Source organism: Streptomyces sp. NPDC053541, from assembly GCF_044544705.1.
Taxonomy (GTDB): domain Bacteria; phylum Actinomycetota; class Actinomycetes; order Streptomycetales; family Streptomycetaceae; genus Streptomyces.
The window spans coordinates 165,560-182,502 of record NZ_JBITXM010000007.1 but is presented as its reverse complement, the minus strand read 5'-3'; the positions used below and the strand labels follow the sequence as shown (position 1 = coordinate 182,502).

Below are 16,943 nucleotides of genomic sequence, written 5' to 3'. Positions count from 1 at the left end.
GCCTACACCCCGCCGCCCGAGCCGACACTCGTCACTGGCCCGCCCCAGGTGTTGGAGCCCCTGCGGACCGACCAGGCCATCGCCGAGATCTACACGGCCCGCAGCCTAGCCGACACCCTCCAGGCCATCGCCGACGCCGCCGTCTCCGGTTTCGGCTACGAGTTGGCGGCCGTCAACCTCGTCCGGGCCGACGGCGACCTCGTCGTGGCCGCGCTGGCAGGCAGCCCGGCCGCCGAATCACTGATCACCGGCCGGGTCGGGTCTCGCGCCTCGTGGGAGCGGCGGCTGGTGATGGGCGAGGACTGGGAGGGCCTGCGGTTCATCCCGCACAGCGAAGGCTGGGTGCTCAACGACGACGACGTACCCCAGTGGCATACCGAGGGCCCTGCGCCCGAGCAGGAGGGCGGGTGGCACCCCGAGGACCGGCTCTTCGCGCCGATGCACTCGCCCCTCGGCGAGCTGATCGGCGTGATCTCCGTCGACCGCCCGAAGGACGGCCGCCGCCCGGGCGCCCAGGCCCGCGAGGCACTGCGCACGTACGCCTTCCACTCCGCCATCGCCATCAGCAACGCGCGCCTGCGGGCGAACATGCAGCGGGCGCTGGTCCGCCTGGAGCGCGAACAGCAGGCCCTGCGTGCCAGCGAGGAGTCGTTCCGGCAGGCCTTCGAGTACGCGCCGGCCGGTATGGCCATCGCCGAGATGGGCGGCGACCAGCACGGTCGCCTGCTGCGCACCAACGACGCCCTGTGCCGCCTCCTCGGCCGCCCCGCCTCCGTTCTGCGGCAGTACTCCTTCGCCCACCTCGTCCACCCCGAGGACATCGAAGCCCTGCTGAGCGCCTCCGCCGAGGGCGGCCGGGCCGAGTTGCGGCTCGGGCGGCGCGATGGCAGCTATGTGTGGGTCTCGGTGTCCAACTCCGTCGTCGCCGACTCCACCGACGGGCCCCGCTTCCTCCTCACCCATGTCATTGACATGGACGAGCGGAAACAGCGCGATTCTGAGCTGGAGCGCCGGACGACCCTCGACTAACTCACCGGCCTTTGCACGGAGTCGGAGCTACGGATCCGCCTGGCCCGCTCGCTGTGCGACACACCGGATGCGGCCCCCCGGGGCGAACGGTCCATACGGCCTCGAACCGTACCCGCCCCACCGGCACCGGGGCCTACCGATCGGCCCGAACCCCACACTCGCCGTGCTGCACCTTGGCGTCGACGATTCAAGCCGTAAAACGTACGCCACGGCCGGGCCCTCGAGGACGCCGCGCTCGTGGAGATCGCCGGCCGGCTCCGGAGCGAGCTAGACCGCGAGCGGAGTGATGGGGGAGACCGGGATTCCCGCGGTACTCGCCCGGACCGAGAAGACGAGTTTGTTGCCCTCGCCCCGGACGTGACGCATGGACTCTCGTGACGGCCTGTAGGCCCTGCCTCCTAGACCATCTGCAGACTGGAGCGTTTGCGAGTGGTCCATAGTTGTGCCGTCGGGATTTCGCCCAAAGGCAGCCTCTAGCTGCGTACTTCGTGGGTCACTCTTTTGCGCGGCACCCGAGCTTGGTCACGATCCTCAGGTGATCGTGCTTCGGCGCGTTCTACAACTCGGACCGCTGCGCTGATCGGTGGCTGACCTGCCGCGATCAGAAAGGAGGCACTCCATGACGCACGATGACGACGACCGGACCACGTTCTTGTTCTACGCCCCGGGACGGGAACCACACGCCTGGGCCCTCGACCTCACCGGCCTGGGTGAAGCCCTCCGGGAATCGTTCCCCGAGGTCCGCTACAAGGTCCGCCAGGACCGCACGCATCAGGGCGAGCCGTATCTCTCCTTCTGGGCGAGCACCGACGACGGCACCGAGTACGACGGCACCGCCACCGTCCACGGGCGGGACTGTGTGATGCTGGCCGACACCACGGCAGGCGAGGCTGCCCCCTTCCTCCTCTGGCTGCGCGACACCTATCTGCCCGCCCCCGACCTCGTCCGCTTCAGCAGCGAGCCGGCCGTGGAACGGGGCATCGAGATCGACTGGCGCCTCCCCGCCAACGGCGACGCGGCACGAGTGGCCGACGAACTCCGCCATCACCTCTCGGTCGTGGAAGGGGCCTGAATCACTCCACCGGGGGGGTAAGGCAGTGCACGGTGTTCGTCGGGGCCGCCCGACCCCCGAGCCTGACGCCCCATCAGAACGAGCGTCAAATGAGCGTCAAGATATCGCCCGTAACTCCCACACCGCACATACTGCGCACCCGCAAAACCCCAGGTCAGTCGCCCTTCTTCACCGGCTCCAGGATCGCCACGCACTCCACGTGGTGCGTCATCGGAAACAGGTCGAACACCCGCAGCGTCCGCACCCGGTAGCCGCCGTCCCTGAAGTAGGCCAGGTCCCGGGCCAGGGCCGCGGGGTCGCAGGCTACGTAGGCGATGCGGCGGGCGCCCAGGTCGGTCAGGTGGTGGACGGTCTGCTTGCCGGCGCCCGCGCGGGGCGGGTCCAGGACGATGAGGTCGACCTCGGTGATGCCCGTGCGCGGGAGGACGGACTCGACCTTGCCCTGTTCGATGCGGACGCGCGGGAAGTCGGCGAGGTTGTGGCGGGCGTCCTCGACGGCGCGCTTGCCCGACTCGATGCCGAGGACGGCGCCGTTCTCGCCGAGGCGGTCGGCGAGGGCGCCCGCGAAGAGGCCGACGCCGCAGTAGAGGTCGAGGGCGGTCTCGCCCTTGCGCGGGAGGAGGCCCTGCATGACGGCGCGGACCAGGGTGTCGGCGGCCTTCGGGTGGACCTGCCAGAAGCCGCCGTTGCCGACGCGGTAGGTGCGGTCGTCGGCGCGTTCGCGGACGAAGGGGCGGCCGTGGACGCGGTGGACCGAGCCGTCGCCCTCGTGGACGCGGAGCACCGAGACCGGCTTTTCCAGTTCCACGAGGGGAAGGCGGGCGCCCGGGCGCGGGGTCAGGATGACCTGGCGGTCCTGGGAGCCGGTCGCCGCGACGGCCTCGATCGAGGCCATGCCCTCCCAGCTGCGGCGCTCGATGCCGAGCTCCGAGACGCCCTCGGCGGCGATCATGCAGTGGTCGATCACCTCGACCTCGTGCGAGCGGTGCTTGCGCAGGCCCGCGCGGCCCTCGGCGTCGACCGCGTACTGCACGCGGGTGCGCCACTGCGGGACCTGGCCCGCGGGGAGCTTGTCGCCCTCCGCGGGGACGACCGTGCCGTCCCAGCCGGCCTCCTCCGGGGTGAGACCGGCGAGCCGCTTCAGCTGCTCGGCGACGACCTCGCCCTTCAGGCGGCGCTGCGCGCCCGGCTTGGCGTGCTGCCAGTCGCAGCCGCCGCACTTGCCCGGGCCCGAGAAGGGGCACGGCGCCTCGATCCGGTCCTTGGACGCCTCCAGGACCTCGACCGCGTCGGCGCGCAGGAAGCGGGAGGTCTCCTCGCCCTCGGTGACCCGGGCGCGGACCCGCTCGCCCGGCAGGGCGTGGCGCACGAACAGGACGCGGCCGCCCTCGGTGCGGGCGATGCAGTGGCCGCCGTGGGCCACCGGGCCGACCTCGACCTCGTACTCCTCCCCGATCAGGGACTTCACAGGGGTGTTCTGCATGATCGGGGGCTCCCGGAGGCTACGAAACGAAGTGGGCCGCTGTTTTCACAGCAGCCCACCAGTCTAGCCGTTCCTGCCGGCCGGTTCCTTGCGGGTCTTCTCCACCGGTCCGCGGCGCACCGAGCCCGGCGCGTTCCACTCCTGGCGCTTGCGCGCCCGCTTCTTCGCGGCCTCGGAGGACTGGAGCTGGTACGGGACCGAGGTCACCATCACGCCCGGCGTGAAGAGCAGCCGGCCCTTGAGGCGCAGCGCGCTCTGGTTGTGCAGCAGGTGCTCGTACCAGTGGCCGACCACGTACTCCGGGATGTAGACGGACACCGCGTCGCGCGGGCTCTCCTTGCGGAGGTTCTTCACGTACTCGATGACCGGCCGGGTGATCTCGCGGTACGGGGAGTCGAGGATCTTCAGCGGCACGTTGATGCCGCGCCGCTCCCACTCCTCCTTCAGCGCCTTGGTCTCCGCCGGGTCGACGCTGACGGTGAGCGCCTCCAGCTCGCTCGCGTGCATGAGCTTGGCGTAGGCGAGGGCGCGCAGGGTGGGCTTGTGGAGCTTGGAGACGAGGACGATCGAGCGGACCCGGGAGGGCCGCACGTACTCGTCGGGGCGCTCCTCGGCGGCGGCGATCTCCGCCGCGACGGAGTCGTAGTGGCGGCGGATCGCGGTCATCGTCACGTAGAAGATCACCATGCCGAGCAGGGCGACCCAGGCGCCGTGGGTGAACTTGGTGGCGAGGACGACGACCAGGACGAGGCCGGTGAAGAAGGCGCCGAAGGCGTTGATCGCGCGGGAGCGGATCATGTGGCGGCGCTTGGCCGGGTCGCGCTCGGTGGTCAGGTGCCGGTTCCAGTGCCGGACCATGCCGATCTGGCTGAGCGTGAAGGAGACGAAGACGCCGACGATGTAGAGCTGGATCAGGCGCGTCGAGTCGGCGCCGTAGATCCAGACGAGGAGGGCGGCGGCGCCGGCGAGCAGCACGATGCCGTTGGAGAAGGCGAGGCGGTCCCCGCGGGTGTGCAGCTGGCGCGGCAGGTAGCGGTCCTGGGCGAGGATCGAGCCGAGGAGCGGGAAGCCGTTGTACGCGGTGTTGGCGGCCAGGAAGAGGACGAGCGCGGTGGCGGCGGCGAGCAGGACGAAGAAGAACGTTCCGTCGCCGAACACGGCGGCGGCGACCTGGGAGATCACCGGGTCCTGGACGTAGCCCTCGCCGACCGGGACGCCGTTGTGCAGCAGGTCGGTCGCCGGCTTCTCGGCCATCCGGACGTCGGTGGCCATGGCCAGGAAGATGATGCCGCAGAACATGGTGACGGCGAGGCCGCCCATGAGGGCCAGCGTGGTGGCCGCGTTCTTCGACTTGGGCTTGCGGAAGGCGGGCACGCCGTTGGAGATGGCCTCGACGCCGGTGAGGGCGGCACAGCCGGAGGAGAAGGCGCGCAGCAGCAGGAAGATCAGGGCGAAGCCGGCGAGTCCGCCGTGCTCGGCCTTGATCTCGAAGGCGGCGGTGGGGGCGCGCATGTCGTCGCCGAGGACGATGCCGCGCCAGGCGCCCCAGAGGATCATGACGAAGACGCCGAAGACGAAGACGTACGTGGGGATGGCGAAGAGTCCGCCGGACTCCTTCACCCCGCGCAGGTTCATCAGGGTCAGCAGCACGATCACGGCGACCGCCGAGGCCACCTTGTGCTCGACGACGAAGGGGACGGCCGAGCCGAGGTTCTCGATGCCGGAGGAGATCGAGACCGCGACGGTGAGGACGTAGTCGACGAGCAGGGCGCTCGCGACGGTCAGTCCGGCCTTCGGGCCGAGGTTGGTGGTCGCGACCTCGTAGTCGCCGCCGCCGCTGGGGTACGCGTGGACGTTCTGCCGGTACGAGGCGACGACCGTGAACATCAGCACCACGACCGCGAGCGCGATCCAGGGGCTGAAGTGGTAGGCCGACAGGCCCGCGACGGAGAGGACGAGCAGCACCTCGCCCGGCGCGTACGCCACCGAGGACAGCGGGTCGGAGGCGAACACGGGAAGGGCGATCCGCTTGGGGAGGAGGGTCTCGCCGAGCTTGTCGCTGCGCAGGGCCCGTCCGATGAGGATCCGTTTGGGCACGTCGGTCAGTTTGGACACAACAGAGGATCGTAAGCGTTCGAAACCGGCCATGCCGACCAGCACCCCGATCCGCACGGAATCTCCCTGGGTACCGCTTCGGACGGACGCACCGCGACCTCGGATGGGTCGCCGGGGTCGGTGCCGCATAAGCTCGGACGGACAGCATGGACCGGAATGAAGCCGGGTAGGTGGCCGCGGTCGCGGCCGGGAAAGTTGTGAGCAGGGTGTTTTCGCAGGTCAGTAAGACGATCAGGAGTGCGGGGTAAGGGGACGTGCACATCGTCATCATGGGCTGCGGGCGAGTGGGAGCCGCTCTCGCGCAGACCCTCGAACAGCAGGGGCACACCGTCGCGGTCGTGGACCAGGACCCGACGGCCTTCCGCCGCCTGGGCTCGGGGTTCGGCGGGCGCCGGGTGACCGGCGTGGGCTTCGACCAGGACACGCTGCGCGAGGCGGGCATCGAGGAGGCCGGCGCCTTCGCCGCCGTCAGCAGCGGCGACAACTCGAACATCATCGCGGCGCGGGTCGCGCGCGAGATGTTCGGCATCGAGAACGTGGCCGCGCGGATCTACGACCCGCGGCGCGCCGAGGTCTACCAGCGCCTCGGCATTCCGACGGTCGCCACGGTCCGCTGGACCGCCGACCAGATGCTGCGCCGGCTGCTGCCCTCGGGCGCGGAGCCGCTGTGGCGTGACCCGAGCGGCGGAGTGCAGCTCGCCGAGGTCCACACCTCGCCCGCGTGGATCGGGCACAAGGTCAGCCGGCTCCAGGAGGAGACGGGGGTGCGCGTGGCGTTCCTCACCCGCCTGGGCGAAGCGATCCTCCCGACCTCGCAGACGGTGCTGCAGGAGGGCGACCTCGTGCACGTCATGATGCGGACGGACGAGATCGACAAGGTCGAGGCGGCCTTCGCCGAGGGTCCCGAGGAGGGCGGTCACTGATGCGTGTCGCTATTGCGGGCGCCGGCGCGGTGGGCCGTTCCATCGCGGGCGAGCTCCTGGAGAACGGCCACGAGGTCCTCCTCATCGACAAGGCCCCGACCGCCATCTCGGTGGAGCGGGTGCCGCAGGCGGAGTGGCTGCTCGCCGACGCCTGCGAGATCACCTCACTGGACGAGGCGGCACTGCAGCGCTGCAACGTGGTGATCGCGGCGACCGGCGACGACAAGGTGAACCTGGTCGTCTCGCTGCTCGCCAAGACCGAGTACGGCGTGCCGCGCGTGGTCGCCCGGGTGAACAACCCGAAGAACGAGTGGCTGTTCAACGAGGCCTGGGGCGTGGACGTGGCCGTCTCGACCCCGCGTCTGATGTCGGCCCTGGTGGAGGAGGCGGTGAGCGTCGGCGACCTGGTCCGGCTGCTGCGCTTCAGCCACGGCGACGCCAACCTGGTCGAGCTGACCCTGCCGCCCGAGTCGGCGATCGCCGGCACCCAGGTCGGCGAGGTGGCCTGGCCGCAGGACACCTCCCTGGTCACGATCATCCGCGGCTCCCGGGTGCTCACCCCGAGCCCGGAGGAGACCCTGGAGGCGGGCGACGAGCTGCTGTTCGTGGCCACCCAGGCGCGCGAGGAGCAGCTGGAGGAGCTGCTCTCGGTGCGCCGGGAGGGCGGCGCGTAGCCGCTGACCGCACGGCGAGGGGCCCGGGACCTGTGTCAGGTCCCGGGCCCCTTCCCGTACGACGACGTCCGTACGACGACGGTGGCGGCGGGCGGTCAGGCCTCGGTACGGCCCCGGTCCGCGGCGCCGCGGGCCTCCGCGGCCTTGCGGGCCTTCTCGGCCTCCTCCTCGGCCTCCATCTCCGCGAACACGTCGATCGGCGGCGGCGCCTTGGCGAGGAAGACCCAGGTCAGATAGACCGCGAGCAGGAAGGGCGGGATCTTCAGGGCGACCAGGACCCAGCCGAGCTGGGTGGTGTCGGCCCACCAGTAGAGCGGGAAGAGGATCGCGCACTTGGCGAGCAGGATGAGGCCCCAGGCCCAGCTGGCCTTCGCGTAGGCCTTCTTGCGGCCCGGGTTGCGGGTGCGCCAGGAGAGGTTCTCCTTGAAGACCGGGCCGAGGATCAGGCCGATCAGCGGCACGCCGGCCAGGGTCGTGATGATGTACGCCAGGGCGAGGCCGAGGGTGTAGAGCATGCCCGGCAGGTAGAAGTCCTTGGCGTTGCCGGTCATCATCGCGAAGACGACACCGAAGGCGACGCCGAAGACGCCGCTGAAGGCGTGCTTGACGGTGTCGCGGCGCACCAGGCGCACGGCCACGAGCAGCAGCGAGACGCCGAGCGCGGCGATCGCCGAGACGTGCAGGTTCTTGTTGATCGTGTAGATCGTGACGAAGAGCAGTCCCGGCAGGACCGTCTCCACCATGCCGCGGACGCCGCCGAAGGCCTCGAACAGCGCGGCCTCGGTCACCGCCTTGTCGGCCTGGCCGGTCGGGATGTCCGTGTCGGCGGTCGGCTTGTCGACTGACGTCACCGGCTACTCCTGTCCGAGCGGTCGGAGCTCGTATTTGGGGTTGAAGAGGACCCGCCGGCCGTGGCTCATCGAGATGCGGCCGGAGGCGATCAGCTTGCGGCCCGGCTCGATGCCCACGATGGAGCGGCGGCCCAGCCAGACCACGTCCAGCGGGGCCGTGCCGTCGAACAGCTCGGCCTCCAGCGCGGGCACACCCGCACGGGGGCGCAGGGTGACCGTCCGCAACGTACCAGTCACCTTGACTATCTCGCGGTCGGAGCAGTCGGAGATGCGCGTGCACCCCGAGGCCGCGGAGTCCTCCTGGAGCTCCACCGACTCCAGCTCCTCCTGGGAGGTCGACAGCCGGTCGAGCATGCGGCGGAAGCGCCCGGCGGGCTTCTCTGTACGCGGTGCGGCACTCATACGTAAAAGCGTACCGGCCGCCGCCGACGGCCCGTCGGGGACGGGAGTCAGTGTTCGAAGCGGTAGCCCATGCCCGGTTCGGTGACGAAGTGGCGCGGGTGGGAGGGGTCCGGCTCCAGCTTGCGGCGCAGCTGGGCCATGTAGACCCGCAGGTAGTTGGTCTCGGTGCCGTACGAGGGGCCCCAGACCTCCTGGAGCAGCTGCTTCTGGCTGACCAGGCGGCCGCTGTTGCGGACCAGGACCTCCAGGAGGTGCCACTCGGTCGGGGTGAGCCGGACGTCCTTGCCGTCGCGGTGCACCTTCTTGGCGGCGAGGTCGACGGTGAAGCCCTCGGTCTCGACGACCACGAGGCCCTCCTCGCGGCCGACCGGCTCGGCCCGGCGGACGGCGGCGCGCAGCCGGGCGAGCAGTTCGTCCATGCCGAAGGGCTTGGTGACGTAGTCGTCGGCGCCGGCGTCGAGGGCCTCGACCTTCTCGTCGGAGGTCTGCCGGGCGGAGAGCACCAGGATCGGCACCCGGGTCCAGCCGCGCAGGCCGCGGATCACGTCGACGCCGTCCATGTCGGGCAGGCCGAGGTCGAGGACGACGACGTCGGGATGGCGCTCGGCGGCGAGCCGGAGGGCGGTGGCGGCGTCGGGGGCCGCGTCGACCTCGTACTTCCGCGCCTTGAGGTTGATCACCAGGGCGCGGACGATCTGCGGCTCGTCGTCGACCACGAGGACCCGGGTCATGGCGGGTGGCCTTCCTTTTCGTCGGGGGCTTCGGCGGTGGGCTTCGTCGGTGGGTTTGACGGGGGGCGGGCTTCGGCGGTGGGTTTGTCGGGGGGCGTGGGTGGGGCTTCGGCGGTGGGGCTTCGGCGGGGAGACCGGGGACGGGCCGGGGCCCGGGTCACCGGGAGCCGGTGATGGACCGCGGGGCGGGGCCCGGGTCCGGGGGCGGCGCGGAGCCGCGGGCGGTGCGCAGGGTGAGCACCATGGTGAGGCCGCCGCCGGGGGTGTCCTCGGCGGCGAGGGTGCCGCCCATGGCCTCGACGAAGCCGCGGGCGACGGCGAGGCCGAGGCCGACGCCGGAGCCGCGCGGGGCGTCGCCGAAGCGCTGGAACGGTTCGAAGATGCCGTCCTTGCCCTCGTCGGGGACGCCGGGGCCGCGGTCGGTGACGCGCAGTTCGAGGCGTTCGCCGAGGACGCTGGCGGAGACCAGGACGGGGGCTCCCCCGGGGCTGTACTTGACGGCGTTCTCGACGATGTTGGCGACGGCCCGTTCGAGCAGGCCGCGGTCGACGTCGACCATGGGGAGGGTCTCGGGGATGTCCAGGTGGACGCTGCCGTCGGGGACGCCGCCGAGGGCCATGGGGACGACCTCGTCGAGGTCGGTGGGGCGGATCAGCGGGGTGACGGTGCCGGTCTGCAGCCGGGACATGTCGAGGAGGTTCCCGACGAGGTGGTCGAGCCGGTCGGCGCCCTCCTCGATGCCTTCGAGGAGCAGGGCCCGGTCCTCCTCGGACCACTCGACGTCGTCGGAGCGGAGCGAGCTGACGGAGGCCTTGATGCCGGCGAGCGGGGTGCGCAGGTCGTGGCTGACGGCGGCGAGCAGCGAGGTGCGGATCTTGTTGCCCTCGGCGAGCTTGCGGGCCTCCTCGGCCTCGCCGACCAGCCGCTGGCGGTCCAGGACCACGGCGGCCTGGGCGGCGAAGGCGCCGAGGACCCGGCGGTCCTCGGCCGGCAGCACCCGTCCGTTGAGGGCGAGGGCCAGGTGGTCGCCGACCGGCATGTCGACGTCGGCGTCGTCGGGCCGGGTGACCGGATGGGCGCCCACGCTCGCGGCACAGGTCCAGGGCGCCACGTCGCCGGCCCGTTCCAGGAGGGCGACGGACTCCATGGAGAAGGTCTCCCGGACCCGTTCGAGCAGGGCCTCCAGGCTGGTCTCGCCGCGCAGCACGCTGCCGGCCAGGTGGGACAGCACCTCGGACTCGGCGCGCAGTCGGGCCGCCTGCTGGGTGCGGCGGGCGGCCAGGTCGACCACGGAGGCCACGGACATGCCGACGCCGAAGAAGACGGCGATGGCCACGATGTTGAGCGGGTCGGCGATGGTCAGCCGGTGCAGCGGCGGGGTGAAGAACCAGTTGAGCAGCAGGGAGCCGAAGGCCGCCGAGGCCAGGGCCGGCAGGAAACCGCCGAGCAGGGCGGAGGCCACGGTCAGGGTGAGGAAGAGCAGCATGTCGTTGGCGAGGCCGAGGTCCGCGTCGACATGGGTGAGGAGCAGGGCGAGCAGGGCGGGTCCGGCGACGCCGACCAGCCAGCCGGCGAGGATCCGGCCCCGGCCGAGCCGGGCGCCGCGCGCCACGGGCAGGCCGCGGCCCTTGGCGGCCTCCTCGTGGGTGACGATGTGCACGTCGAGGTCGGGGCCCGACTCACGGGCCACGGTCTGGCCGACGCCCGGCCCGAACACGTACTGCCAGGTGCGGCGGCGGCTGGAGCCGAGCACGATCTGGGTGGCGTTGACCCCGCGGGCGAACTCCAGGAGGGCGTGCGGCACGTCGTCGCCGATGACGTGGTGGAAGGTGCCGCCGAGGTCCTCGACCAGGGTGCGCTGCACCGCCAGCTCCTTGGGCGAGGCGGCGGTGAGGCCGTCGCTGCGGGAGACGTAGACGGCGAGGACCTCGCCGCCGGCGCCCTTCTCGGCGAGCCGGGCGGCCCGCCGGATCAGGGTGCGGCCCTCGGGGCCGCCGGTGAGGCCGACCACGATCCGCTCCCGGGCCTGCCAGGTGGAGCGGATGTCGTGCTCGCCGCGGTACTGCCGCAGGTACTCGTCGACCCGGTCGGCGGTCCACAGCAGCGCCAGCTCCCGCAGCGCCGTGAGGTTGCCGGGGCGGAAGTAGTTCGACAGGGCCGCGTCGACCTTGTCCGGCTGGTACACGTTGCCGTGCGCCATGCGGCGGCGCAGCGCCTGGGGCGACATGTCGACCAGCTCGATCTGGTCGGCCCGGCGCACCACCTCGTCCGGCACGGTCTCCCGCTGCCGCACCCCGGTGATCGACTCGACCACGTCGCCCAGCGACTCCAGGTGCTGGATGTTCACGGTCGAGATCACGTCGATCCCGGCCGCGAGCAGCTCCTCGACGTCCTGCCAGCGCTTGGCGTTGCGCGAGCCGGGCACGTTGGTGTGCGCCAGCTCGTCCACCAGGGCGACGGCGGGCCGCCGGGCCAGGACCGCGTCCACGTCCATCTCGGAGAAGACGCCGCCCCGGTACTCCAGGCGGCGCCGGGGAATCCGCTCCAGGCCGTGCAACAGCACCTCGGTGCGCGGCCGGCCGTGGTGCTCGACGAACGCGACGGCGCAGTCCGTGCCCCGCTCCACACGGCGGTGCGCCTCGGAGAGCATCGCGTACGTCTTGCCGACGCCCGGTGCCGCTCCCAGGTAGATCCGGAGTGTGCCGCGTCCCATGCCCATGACCCTACGTCCAGCTCATCGGACATTTCGCACGGGTGACGGCACTCCGGGTGGTCTTGACGTGATCCTGATGCGTCCCGGCCGGGCGACGGCGGGCGGCCCGTCTCAGTGCTCGATGATCTCGCCGTCGCGCAGCTCCAGGACCCGGTCCGCGAGGCCGAGCAGCTGGGTGTCGTGGGTGGCGACGAGGGCGGTGCAGCCCTCGCTGCGCACCACGGCCCGCAGCAGCTCCATGACGGCGAGGCCGGTCTCGGCGTCCAGCTGGCCGGTGGGCTCGTCGGCGATCAGCAGCGCGGGCCGGTTGGCGAGGGCGCGGGCGATGGCGACCCGCTGCTGCTGGCCGCCGGAGAGCTCCCCGGGGCGCTGGGCGGTGTGGTCGGCGAGCCCGACGAGGGCGAGCAGCAGGGCGACGCGGTCCTCGCGCTCCTTCGGGTCGGCCTTGCGCAGCCGCAGGGGCACGCCGACGTTCTCGGCGGCGGTCAGGATCGGTATGAGCCCGAAGGACTGGAAGATGAATCCGATCCGGTCCCGGCGCAGGGCGAGCAGGCCGTCCTCGCTCAGCTCGGCGAGGTCGGTGCCGTCGATGACGATGCGCCCCCGGTCGGCGGTGTCGAGGCCGCCCACCAGGTTGAGCAGGGTGGTCTTGCCGGAGCCGGAGCGGCCCTTGAGGGCGACCAGCTCGCCGCGCGGGATCTCGAAGGACACACCGCGCAGGGCGTGCACGGCGGCGGCCCCCGTCCCGTACGACCGGTGCAGGTCCTCCACCCGGACCATCGGCGCGCCGGCCGGGTCGTCGAGGACGGCCGTGCCGGTCCGCGCGTTGCTCTCACTCACCGCTGTACCCCCCTGGTGCGAACGTGTGCGCCGCCAGTATGTGCCGGGGGCGGGTGCCGGGGGAAGACGCGGCCGGAGCCTGTGGAAAAGCCGCGGCCGGTCGAGCCGGCCGCGGCTGTGGAAAACCCTCGCGGGTCCCGGAGGATCCTGGCGGGCCCCACCGGGTCCGCGGACCTCAGCGGATCTCGGAGATCTCCGGACCGCTGGGTCTCAGCGGATCTCGGAGATCTCCGGACCGCGCTGGAGCTGGCCCATGCCGCCGGAGAAGCGGGAGCCGGACTGGTCCTCCTGCTGCACGCCGTCCGGGACCATCTGGGCGTCGTTGGGCAGCTTGAGGACGATCGGGTCGCGGGGGGCCATCGGCCCGTCGCCGCGGACGACCACGGTGTCCCGGACGATCTGCTCCAGGAGCCCGGCGGCCTCCGGCTGCACGGCGCCCTGGCCGGAGATCACGCCGCGCAGGAACCAGCGCGGGCCGTCGACGCCGACGAAGCGCACCAGCTGGACGCCCCGGTTGCCGTCGGGCAGCTGCACCGGGACCTGGGCGCGCAGCTCCCAGCCCAGCGGGCCCTCGACCTCCTCGATGACGCCGCCCTGCTGGGTGATGCCGTTGGCGATCTCCTCGCGGACCTCGCCCCAGATGCCCTCCTTCTTGGGGGCGGCGAAGGCCTGGAGCTGCACGGCGCTGTCCCGCAGCACGACCGTGGCCGCGACGATCGCGTCGCCCGCCACCTCGACCCTGAGCTCCATGCCGTCGACACCGGGCACGAAGATGCCGCCGAGGTCGACGCGGCCCTCCTCGGGCTTGCTGACCTCGGAGATGTCCCAGGGACCGTCGGGCCGGGGTGCCGGCGGAAGGTTCACCCGGCGCTGCCCCGCGGCGGCGTCGGTCGTGTCTTCGGTGTCCACCGCGTCGACGACCTGCTCGGCGGCGTCCTCGGCGGCACCGCTCTTCTTGCGACGTCCGAACACGTCACTGTCCTTCCCGGTCGGATACGACCGAAGCGTATCGATTCCCACCCGTAGAGCCGTCCACGGCGGCATGACCGCCGGTGGACCCGAAGCCCCCCTCGGCCCGCGCAGAGCCGGGAAGCTCCGCGACCTCGTGGAAGCGCACCTTCTCGACCTGCTGGACGACCAGCTGGGCGATCCGGTCGAAACGTTCGAACCGCACGCTTTCGCGCGGGTCCAGATTGACCACGATCACCTTGATCTCTCCACGGTACCCGGCATCGACCGTCCCCGGGGCATTCACCAGGGCGACGCCGCAGCGGGCCGCGAGCCCGGAGCGCGGATGGACGAAGGCGGCGTAGCCGTCGGGCAGCGCGATGGACACCCCGGTGGGCAGCACGGCCCGTTCCCCGGGGGCGAGTTCGGCGGCCTCGGTGGTCACCAGGTCGGCGCCGGCGTCGCCGGGGTGCCCGTACGCGGGCAGCGGCACCTCCGGGTCGACCCGGCGGATGAGTACGTCGACGGGATGGCGCATCAGGGGTTCACCTCGAAGGCGCGGGCGCGCCGGACCTGGTCGGGGTCGGACATGGCGGCCCGGATCTCCTCCGGGCGCCCGTTGTCGATGAAGTGGTCGACCTTGACCTCGATGAAGAGGGCGTCGGCGCGGACGGCGACGGGGCCCTCGGGCCCGCCGATCCGGCCGACGGCGGTCGAGTAGATCTTGCGGCCGTGCACGGCGGTGACCTCGGCCTGGAGGTGGAGCACGGTGTCGACCGGGACCGGCCGGGCGAAGTCGGTCTCCAGGCGCCCGGTCACGGCGATCACCCGCAGCAGCCAGTTCAGGGAGCCGAGGGTCTCGTCGAGCGCGGTGGCGAGCACGCCGCCGTGCGCGAGACCGGGGGCGCCCTGGTGGTCGGGGGTCACGGTGAACTCCGCGGTGACCGTCACGCCCTCGCCCGCGCGCGCCTCCAGGTGGAGACCGTGGGGCTGCCCGCCGCCGCACCCGAAGCAGTACTCGTAGTGCGCCCCGAGCAGCTCGCCGGGGGCGGGCGCGTCGGGGTGGCGTACCGGCGCTATGGCGTCGGCCGGCGGGGTGAGAGCGGCAGATGTTCCAGTCACAGGCGCAGACCTTACCCGCGCGGCCGGGCGCCGGTCGCGCCGTGCCAAGCTTGGAGGCATGCAGCAGCCTTCCGCGCCCGCGACCGCCCCGGCCTTCGACGAACGCCTGACCGCGCCCCGCTCCTGGTGGGTGATCGCGTTCCTGCTCGGCCTGTCGGGCGCCCTGATCATGTTCCCGCTGGGGGTGCTGCCGGCGCTCGGCGGACTGCTGGTCGCCGGGGCGCTCGCCGCGGTGGGCGTCTCCTCCTACGGCTCGGCCCGGATCCGCGTGGTGGCCGGCTCGCTGGTCGCCGGGGACGCCCGGATCCCGGTGTCGGCGCTGGGGACGGCAGAGGTGCTGGACGCCGACGAGGCGCGCGCGTGGCGCACGCACAAGGCGGACCCGCGGGCGTACATGCTGATGCGCAGCTATGTGGCGACGGCGGTGCGGATCGAGGTCACCGACCCGGAGGACCCGACGCCGTACGTCTATCTGTCCAGCCGCGAGCCGGAGGCGCTGGCGGCGGCCCTGGAGGCGGCCCGTACCGAGTCCGCCTGAGCCGCGGCGGCCCGGGACACCGTCGGACACCGCCGGGGCCCGCGAAGGGCCCTGGGCGCCCGCCAGGGGGCCCGGGGACGGTGGGCCGGACTTCGGGTCAGAAGTCGATCTCCTTGGGGTTCTCCGGCTGCTCCAGGGGCGGCAGGGCCGGGAGGGCGTCCCAGGGGATCTGGCGGGCCCGCAGGTCCTTGCGGACGTGCGCGGCGAGCTTCTTGGTGTCGCGCCGGTTCATCACGGCGCCGACGGCCGCGCCCACCATGAACGGGGTGAGGTTCGGCAGGTTGCGCATCATGCGCTTCATGATCTGCTGGCGCAGTTCGCGCTTCATCTGCCCGCCGAGCGCCGCGTTGACCGTGGTCGGCTTGGTGGGGTCGATGCCCCGCTCCTCGGTCCAGGCGGTGAGGTAGGCGGCGGAGCGCTGGGTGAGGGTGCCGGGGGGCCGCAGGCCGTAGACCTCGTGCAGCTCGGCGACGAGCTTGAGCTCGATGGCGGCGACGCCGGTGATCTCCGCGGCCAGCTCGGCGGGCATCGCGGGGGGCACGGGCAGCATGGCGGCGGCGCCGATGCCGGCGCCGACGGTGGCGCTGGCGTTGGCCGCGCCGGCGATGAGCTTGTCGGCGATCTCCTCGGGCCCGAGGCCCGGGAACTGCCGCCGGAGGGTCGCCAGGTCGCGTACGGGCACGCGCGGGGCGAGCTCGATGACGCGGTCCGCCAGATAGCCGATGCCGGCCCTGGCGCCCTGGCCGCCGCGCTTGACTCCGCGCCGTACGGCGTCGATGCGGGCGCTGTCGATCCTGAGGCGGTCCAGCTGGACGCGCGCGGGGTTGGCCACGCGCGCGAGGACGCCGCGCTTGGCGGTCCCCTCGGTGTCCGCGGTGTCCGCGGCCTCGGCGGTGTCGCCCCGGTCGTCCGGGGTGGCGCCGTCGGTGCTGCGGGTGTCGTCCGGGTCGAGCCGGTGACCGGCCCGGTGCGGCGCGCCCGCTGCTTCGAGCGAGGCCGTGGGGCCTCGCTCGTCGTCACGTGCGCCAGGTGCGGGCAGGGGGGCGGAGTGCTCGGCCGAGGAAGCGTCCTGGACGCCCTCCGCCGGGCCCGAGCCGCCCTGGTACGCCTCCGACCTCCCGGGGAGCCGGAGCCGTCGCTTCCGAGACGGTGTGTCGCCTGCCACGGTCACTCGATCTCAGTCGCAGTCGCGGCAGATCGGCTGACCGTTCTTCTCCCGGGCCAGCTGGCTCCGGTGGTGCACGAGGAAGCAGCTCATGCAGGTGAACTCGTCCGCCTGCTTGGGCAGGACCCGGACGGCCAGCTCCTCGTTCGAGAGGTCGGCGCCCGGGAGCTCCAGGCCCTCGGCGGCCTCGAACTCGTCGACGTCGACGGTCGAGGTCGACTTGTCGTTCCGGCGGGCCTTCAGTTCCTCAAGGCTGTCCGAGTCGACGTCGTCGTCGGTCTTGCGTGGGGTGTCGTAATCCGTTGCCATGTCAGCTCTCCCCCTCTGGGTGGTTTGC

The 16,943-nt window shown here is 72.2% G+C and carries 16 protein-coding genes and 1 pseudogene; 5 read left to right on the top strand and 12 right to left on the bottom strand.

What is annotated here, in order from left to right; translation table 11 throughout:
* Nucleotides 1-48: 48 nt before the first annotated feature.
* A pseudogene (locus ACIGW2_RS19480) lies at nt 49-1,104 on the top strand (PAS domain S-box protein); the annotation flags it as partial.
* Between the two features lie 544 nt (nt 1,105-1,648).
* Nucleotides 1,649-2,101, top strand: a complete 453-nt coding sequence (locus ACIGW2_RS19475) for a hypothetical protein (RefSeq protein ID WP_399844640.1) — start codon at nt 1,649-1,651, stop codon at nt 2,099-2,101.
* A 154-nt stretch (nt 2,102-2,255) separates the two neighbouring features.
* Here the strand turns inward: ACIGW2_RS19475 and ACIGW2_RS19470 are convergent, their stop codons facing one another.
* Complete coding sequence (locus ACIGW2_RS19470; protein WP_399844638.1) at nt 2,256-3,584, bottom strand: class I SAM-dependent RNA methyltransferase; 1,329 nt, start codon at nt 3,582-3,584, stop codon at nt 2,256-2,258.
* A gap of 63 nt (nt 3,585-3,647) precedes the next feature.
* A complete protein-coding gene (locus ACIGW2_RS19465) occupies nt 3,648-5,699 on the bottom strand; it encodes an APC family permease (RefSeq protein WP_391653570.1) in 2,052 nt (683 codons plus the stop codon).
* A 254-nt stretch (nt 5,700-5,953) separates the two neighbouring features.
* Here ACIGW2_RS19465 and ACIGW2_RS19460 point away from each other — a divergent pair, with 254 nt between their 5' ends.
* A complete protein-coding gene (locus ACIGW2_RS19460) occupies nt 5,954-6,622 on the top strand; it encodes a TrkA family potassium uptake protein (RefSeq protein WP_046911473.1) in 669 nt (222 codons plus the stop codon).
* Nucleotides 6,622-7,296: a TrkA family potassium uptake protein gene (locus ACIGW2_RS19455; protein ID WP_361580605.1), complete on the top strand. Its 675-nt coding sequence runs from the start codon at nt 6,622-6,624 to the stop codon at nt 7,294-7,296. Before ACIGW2_RS19460 ends, ACIGW2_RS19455 begins: the two co-directional genes overlap by 1 nt.
* Nucleotides 7,297-7,391: 95 nt before the next feature.
* Here ACIGW2_RS19455 and ACIGW2_RS19450 read toward each other — a convergent pair whose 3' ends face one another.
* The 8 genes from ACIGW2_RS19450 to ACIGW2_RS19415 all read right to left on the bottom strand — a co-directional run bounded on the left by ACIGW2_RS19450 (nt 7,392) and on the right by ACIGW2_RS19415 (nt 14,903).
* Nucleotides 7,392-8,147 carry a DUF3159 domain-containing protein gene (locus ACIGW2_RS19450; protein WP_391653571.1) on the bottom strand — a complete coding sequence of 252 codons (756 nt, stop codon included), beginning with the start codon at nt 8,145-8,147 and terminating at the stop codon, nt 7,392-7,394.
* Between the two features lie 3 nt (nt 8,148-8,150).
* Nucleotides 8,151-8,549 carry an OB-fold nucleic acid binding domain-containing protein gene (locus ACIGW2_RS19445; RefSeq protein ID WP_356066235.1) on the bottom strand — a complete coding sequence of 133 codons (399 nt, stop codon included), beginning with the start codon at nt 8,547-8,549 and terminating at the stop codon, nt 8,151-8,153.
* 47 nt (nt 8,550-8,596) lie between these two features.
* Complete coding sequence (locus ACIGW2_RS19440) at nt 8,597-9,280, bottom strand: response regulator (RefSeq protein WP_361580598.1); 684 nt, start codon at nt 9,278-9,280, stop codon at nt 8,597-8,599.
* A 157-nt stretch (nt 9,281-9,437) separates the two neighbouring features.
* Nucleotides 9,438-11,993 (bottom strand): ATP-binding protein, encoded by a 2,556-nt coding sequence (locus ACIGW2_RS19435; RefSeq protein ID WP_391653572.1) that lies wholly within the window; start codon nt 11,991-11,993, stop codon nt 9,438-9,440.
* Between the two features lie 111 nt (nt 11,994-12,104).
* Nucleotides 12,105-12,773, bottom strand: a complete 669-nt coding sequence (locus ACIGW2_RS19430) for an ABC transporter ATP-binding protein (protein WP_361581210.1) — start codon at nt 12,771-12,773, stop codon at nt 12,105-12,107.
* Nucleotides 12,774-13,043: 270 nt separating this feature from the next.
* The gene (locus ACIGW2_RS19425) at nt 13,044-13,805 is read right to left on the bottom strand and encodes a DUF3710 domain-containing protein (RefSeq protein WP_391653573.1); all 762 of its coding nucleotides are present in this window, start codon (nt 13,803-13,805) and stop codon (nt 13,044-13,046) included.
* Between the two features lies 1 nt (nt 13,806).
* A complete protein-coding gene (gene dut / locus ACIGW2_RS19420; RefSeq protein WP_356066243.1) occupies nt 13,807-14,319 on the bottom strand; it encodes a dUTP diphosphatase in 513 nt (170 codons plus the stop codon).
* Nucleotides 14,319-14,903 (bottom strand): PaaI family thioesterase, encoded by a 585-nt coding sequence (locus ACIGW2_RS19415; protein ID WP_399844634.1) that lies wholly within the window; start codon nt 14,901-14,903, stop codon nt 14,319-14,321. Before ACIGW2_RS19415 ends, dut begins: the two co-directional genes overlap by 1 nt.
* A 58-nt stretch (nt 14,904-14,961) precedes the next feature.
* On the opposite strand from ACIGW2_RS19415, the gene ACIGW2_RS19410 reads away from it, so the two are divergent.
* Nucleotides 14,962-15,441: a DUF3093 domain-containing protein gene (locus ACIGW2_RS19410; RefSeq protein ID WP_399844632.1), complete on the top strand. Its 480-nt coding sequence runs from the start codon at nt 14,962-14,964 to the stop codon at nt 15,439-15,441.
* A gap of 97 nt (nt 15,442-15,538) precedes the next feature.
* On the opposite strand, the gene ACIGW2_RS19405 is transcribed toward ACIGW2_RS19410, so the two are convergent.
* On the bottom strand, nt 15,539-16,606 hold the full coding sequence (locus tag ACIGW2_RS19405; protein ID WP_399844630.1) for a hypothetical protein: 1,068 nt from the start codon (nt 16,604-16,606) through the stop codon (nt 15,539-15,541).
* A gap of 12 nt (nt 16,607-16,618) precedes the next feature.
* Nucleotides 16,619-16,915 carry a DUF4193 domain-containing protein gene (locus ACIGW2_RS19400; RefSeq protein ID WP_003955561.1) on the bottom strand — a complete coding sequence of 99 codons (297 nt, stop codon included), beginning with the start codon at nt 16,913-16,915 and terminating at the stop codon, nt 16,619-16,621.
* Nucleotides 16,916-16,943: the final 28 nt, after the last annotated feature.

What these genes read in the sequence shown, in the direction of transcription:
- ACIGW2_RS19475 (WP_399844640.1), top strand. Translation starts at nt 1,649, where the DNA reads ATGACGCACGATGACGACGACCGGACCACGTTCTTGTTCTACGCCCCG.
- ACIGW2_RS19470 (WP_399844638.1), bottom strand. Translation starts at nt 3,584, where the DNA reads ATGCAGAACACCCCTGTGAAGTCCCTGATCGGGGAGGAGTACGAGGTC.
- ACIGW2_RS19455 (WP_361580605.1), top strand. Translation starts at nt 6,622, where the DNA reads ATGCGTGTCGCTATTGCGGGCGCCGGCGCGGTGGGCCGTTCCATCGCG.
- ACIGW2_RS19445 (WP_356066235.1), bottom strand. Translation starts at nt 8,549, where the DNA reads ATGAGTGCCGCACCGCGTACAGAGAAGCCCGCCGGGCGCTTCCGCCGC.
- ACIGW2_RS19440 (WP_361580598.1), bottom strand. Translation starts at nt 9,280, where the DNA reads ATGACCCGGGTCCTCGTGGTCGACGACGAGCCGCAGATCGTCCGCGCC.
- ACIGW2_RS19435 (WP_391653572.1), bottom strand. Translation starts at nt 11,993, where the DNA reads ATGGGACGCGGCACACTCCGGATCTACCTGGGAGCGGCACCGGGCGTC.
- ACIGW2_RS19430 (WP_361581210.1), bottom strand. Translation starts at nt 12,773, where the DNA reads ATGGTCCGGGTGGAGGACCTGCACCGGTCGTACGGGACGGGGGCCGCC.
- dut (WP_356066243.1), bottom strand. Translation starts at nt 14,319, where the DNA reads ATGCGCCATCCCGTCGACGTACTCATCCGCCGGGTCGACCCGGAGGTG.
- ACIGW2_RS19410 (WP_399844632.1), top strand. Translation starts at nt 14,962, where the DNA reads ATGCAGCAGCCTTCCGCGCCCGCGACCGCCCCGGCCTTCGACGAACGC.
- ACIGW2_RS19400 (WP_003955561.1), bottom strand. Translation starts at nt 16,915, where the DNA reads ATGGCAACGGATTACGACACCCCACGCAAGACCGACGACGACGTCGAC.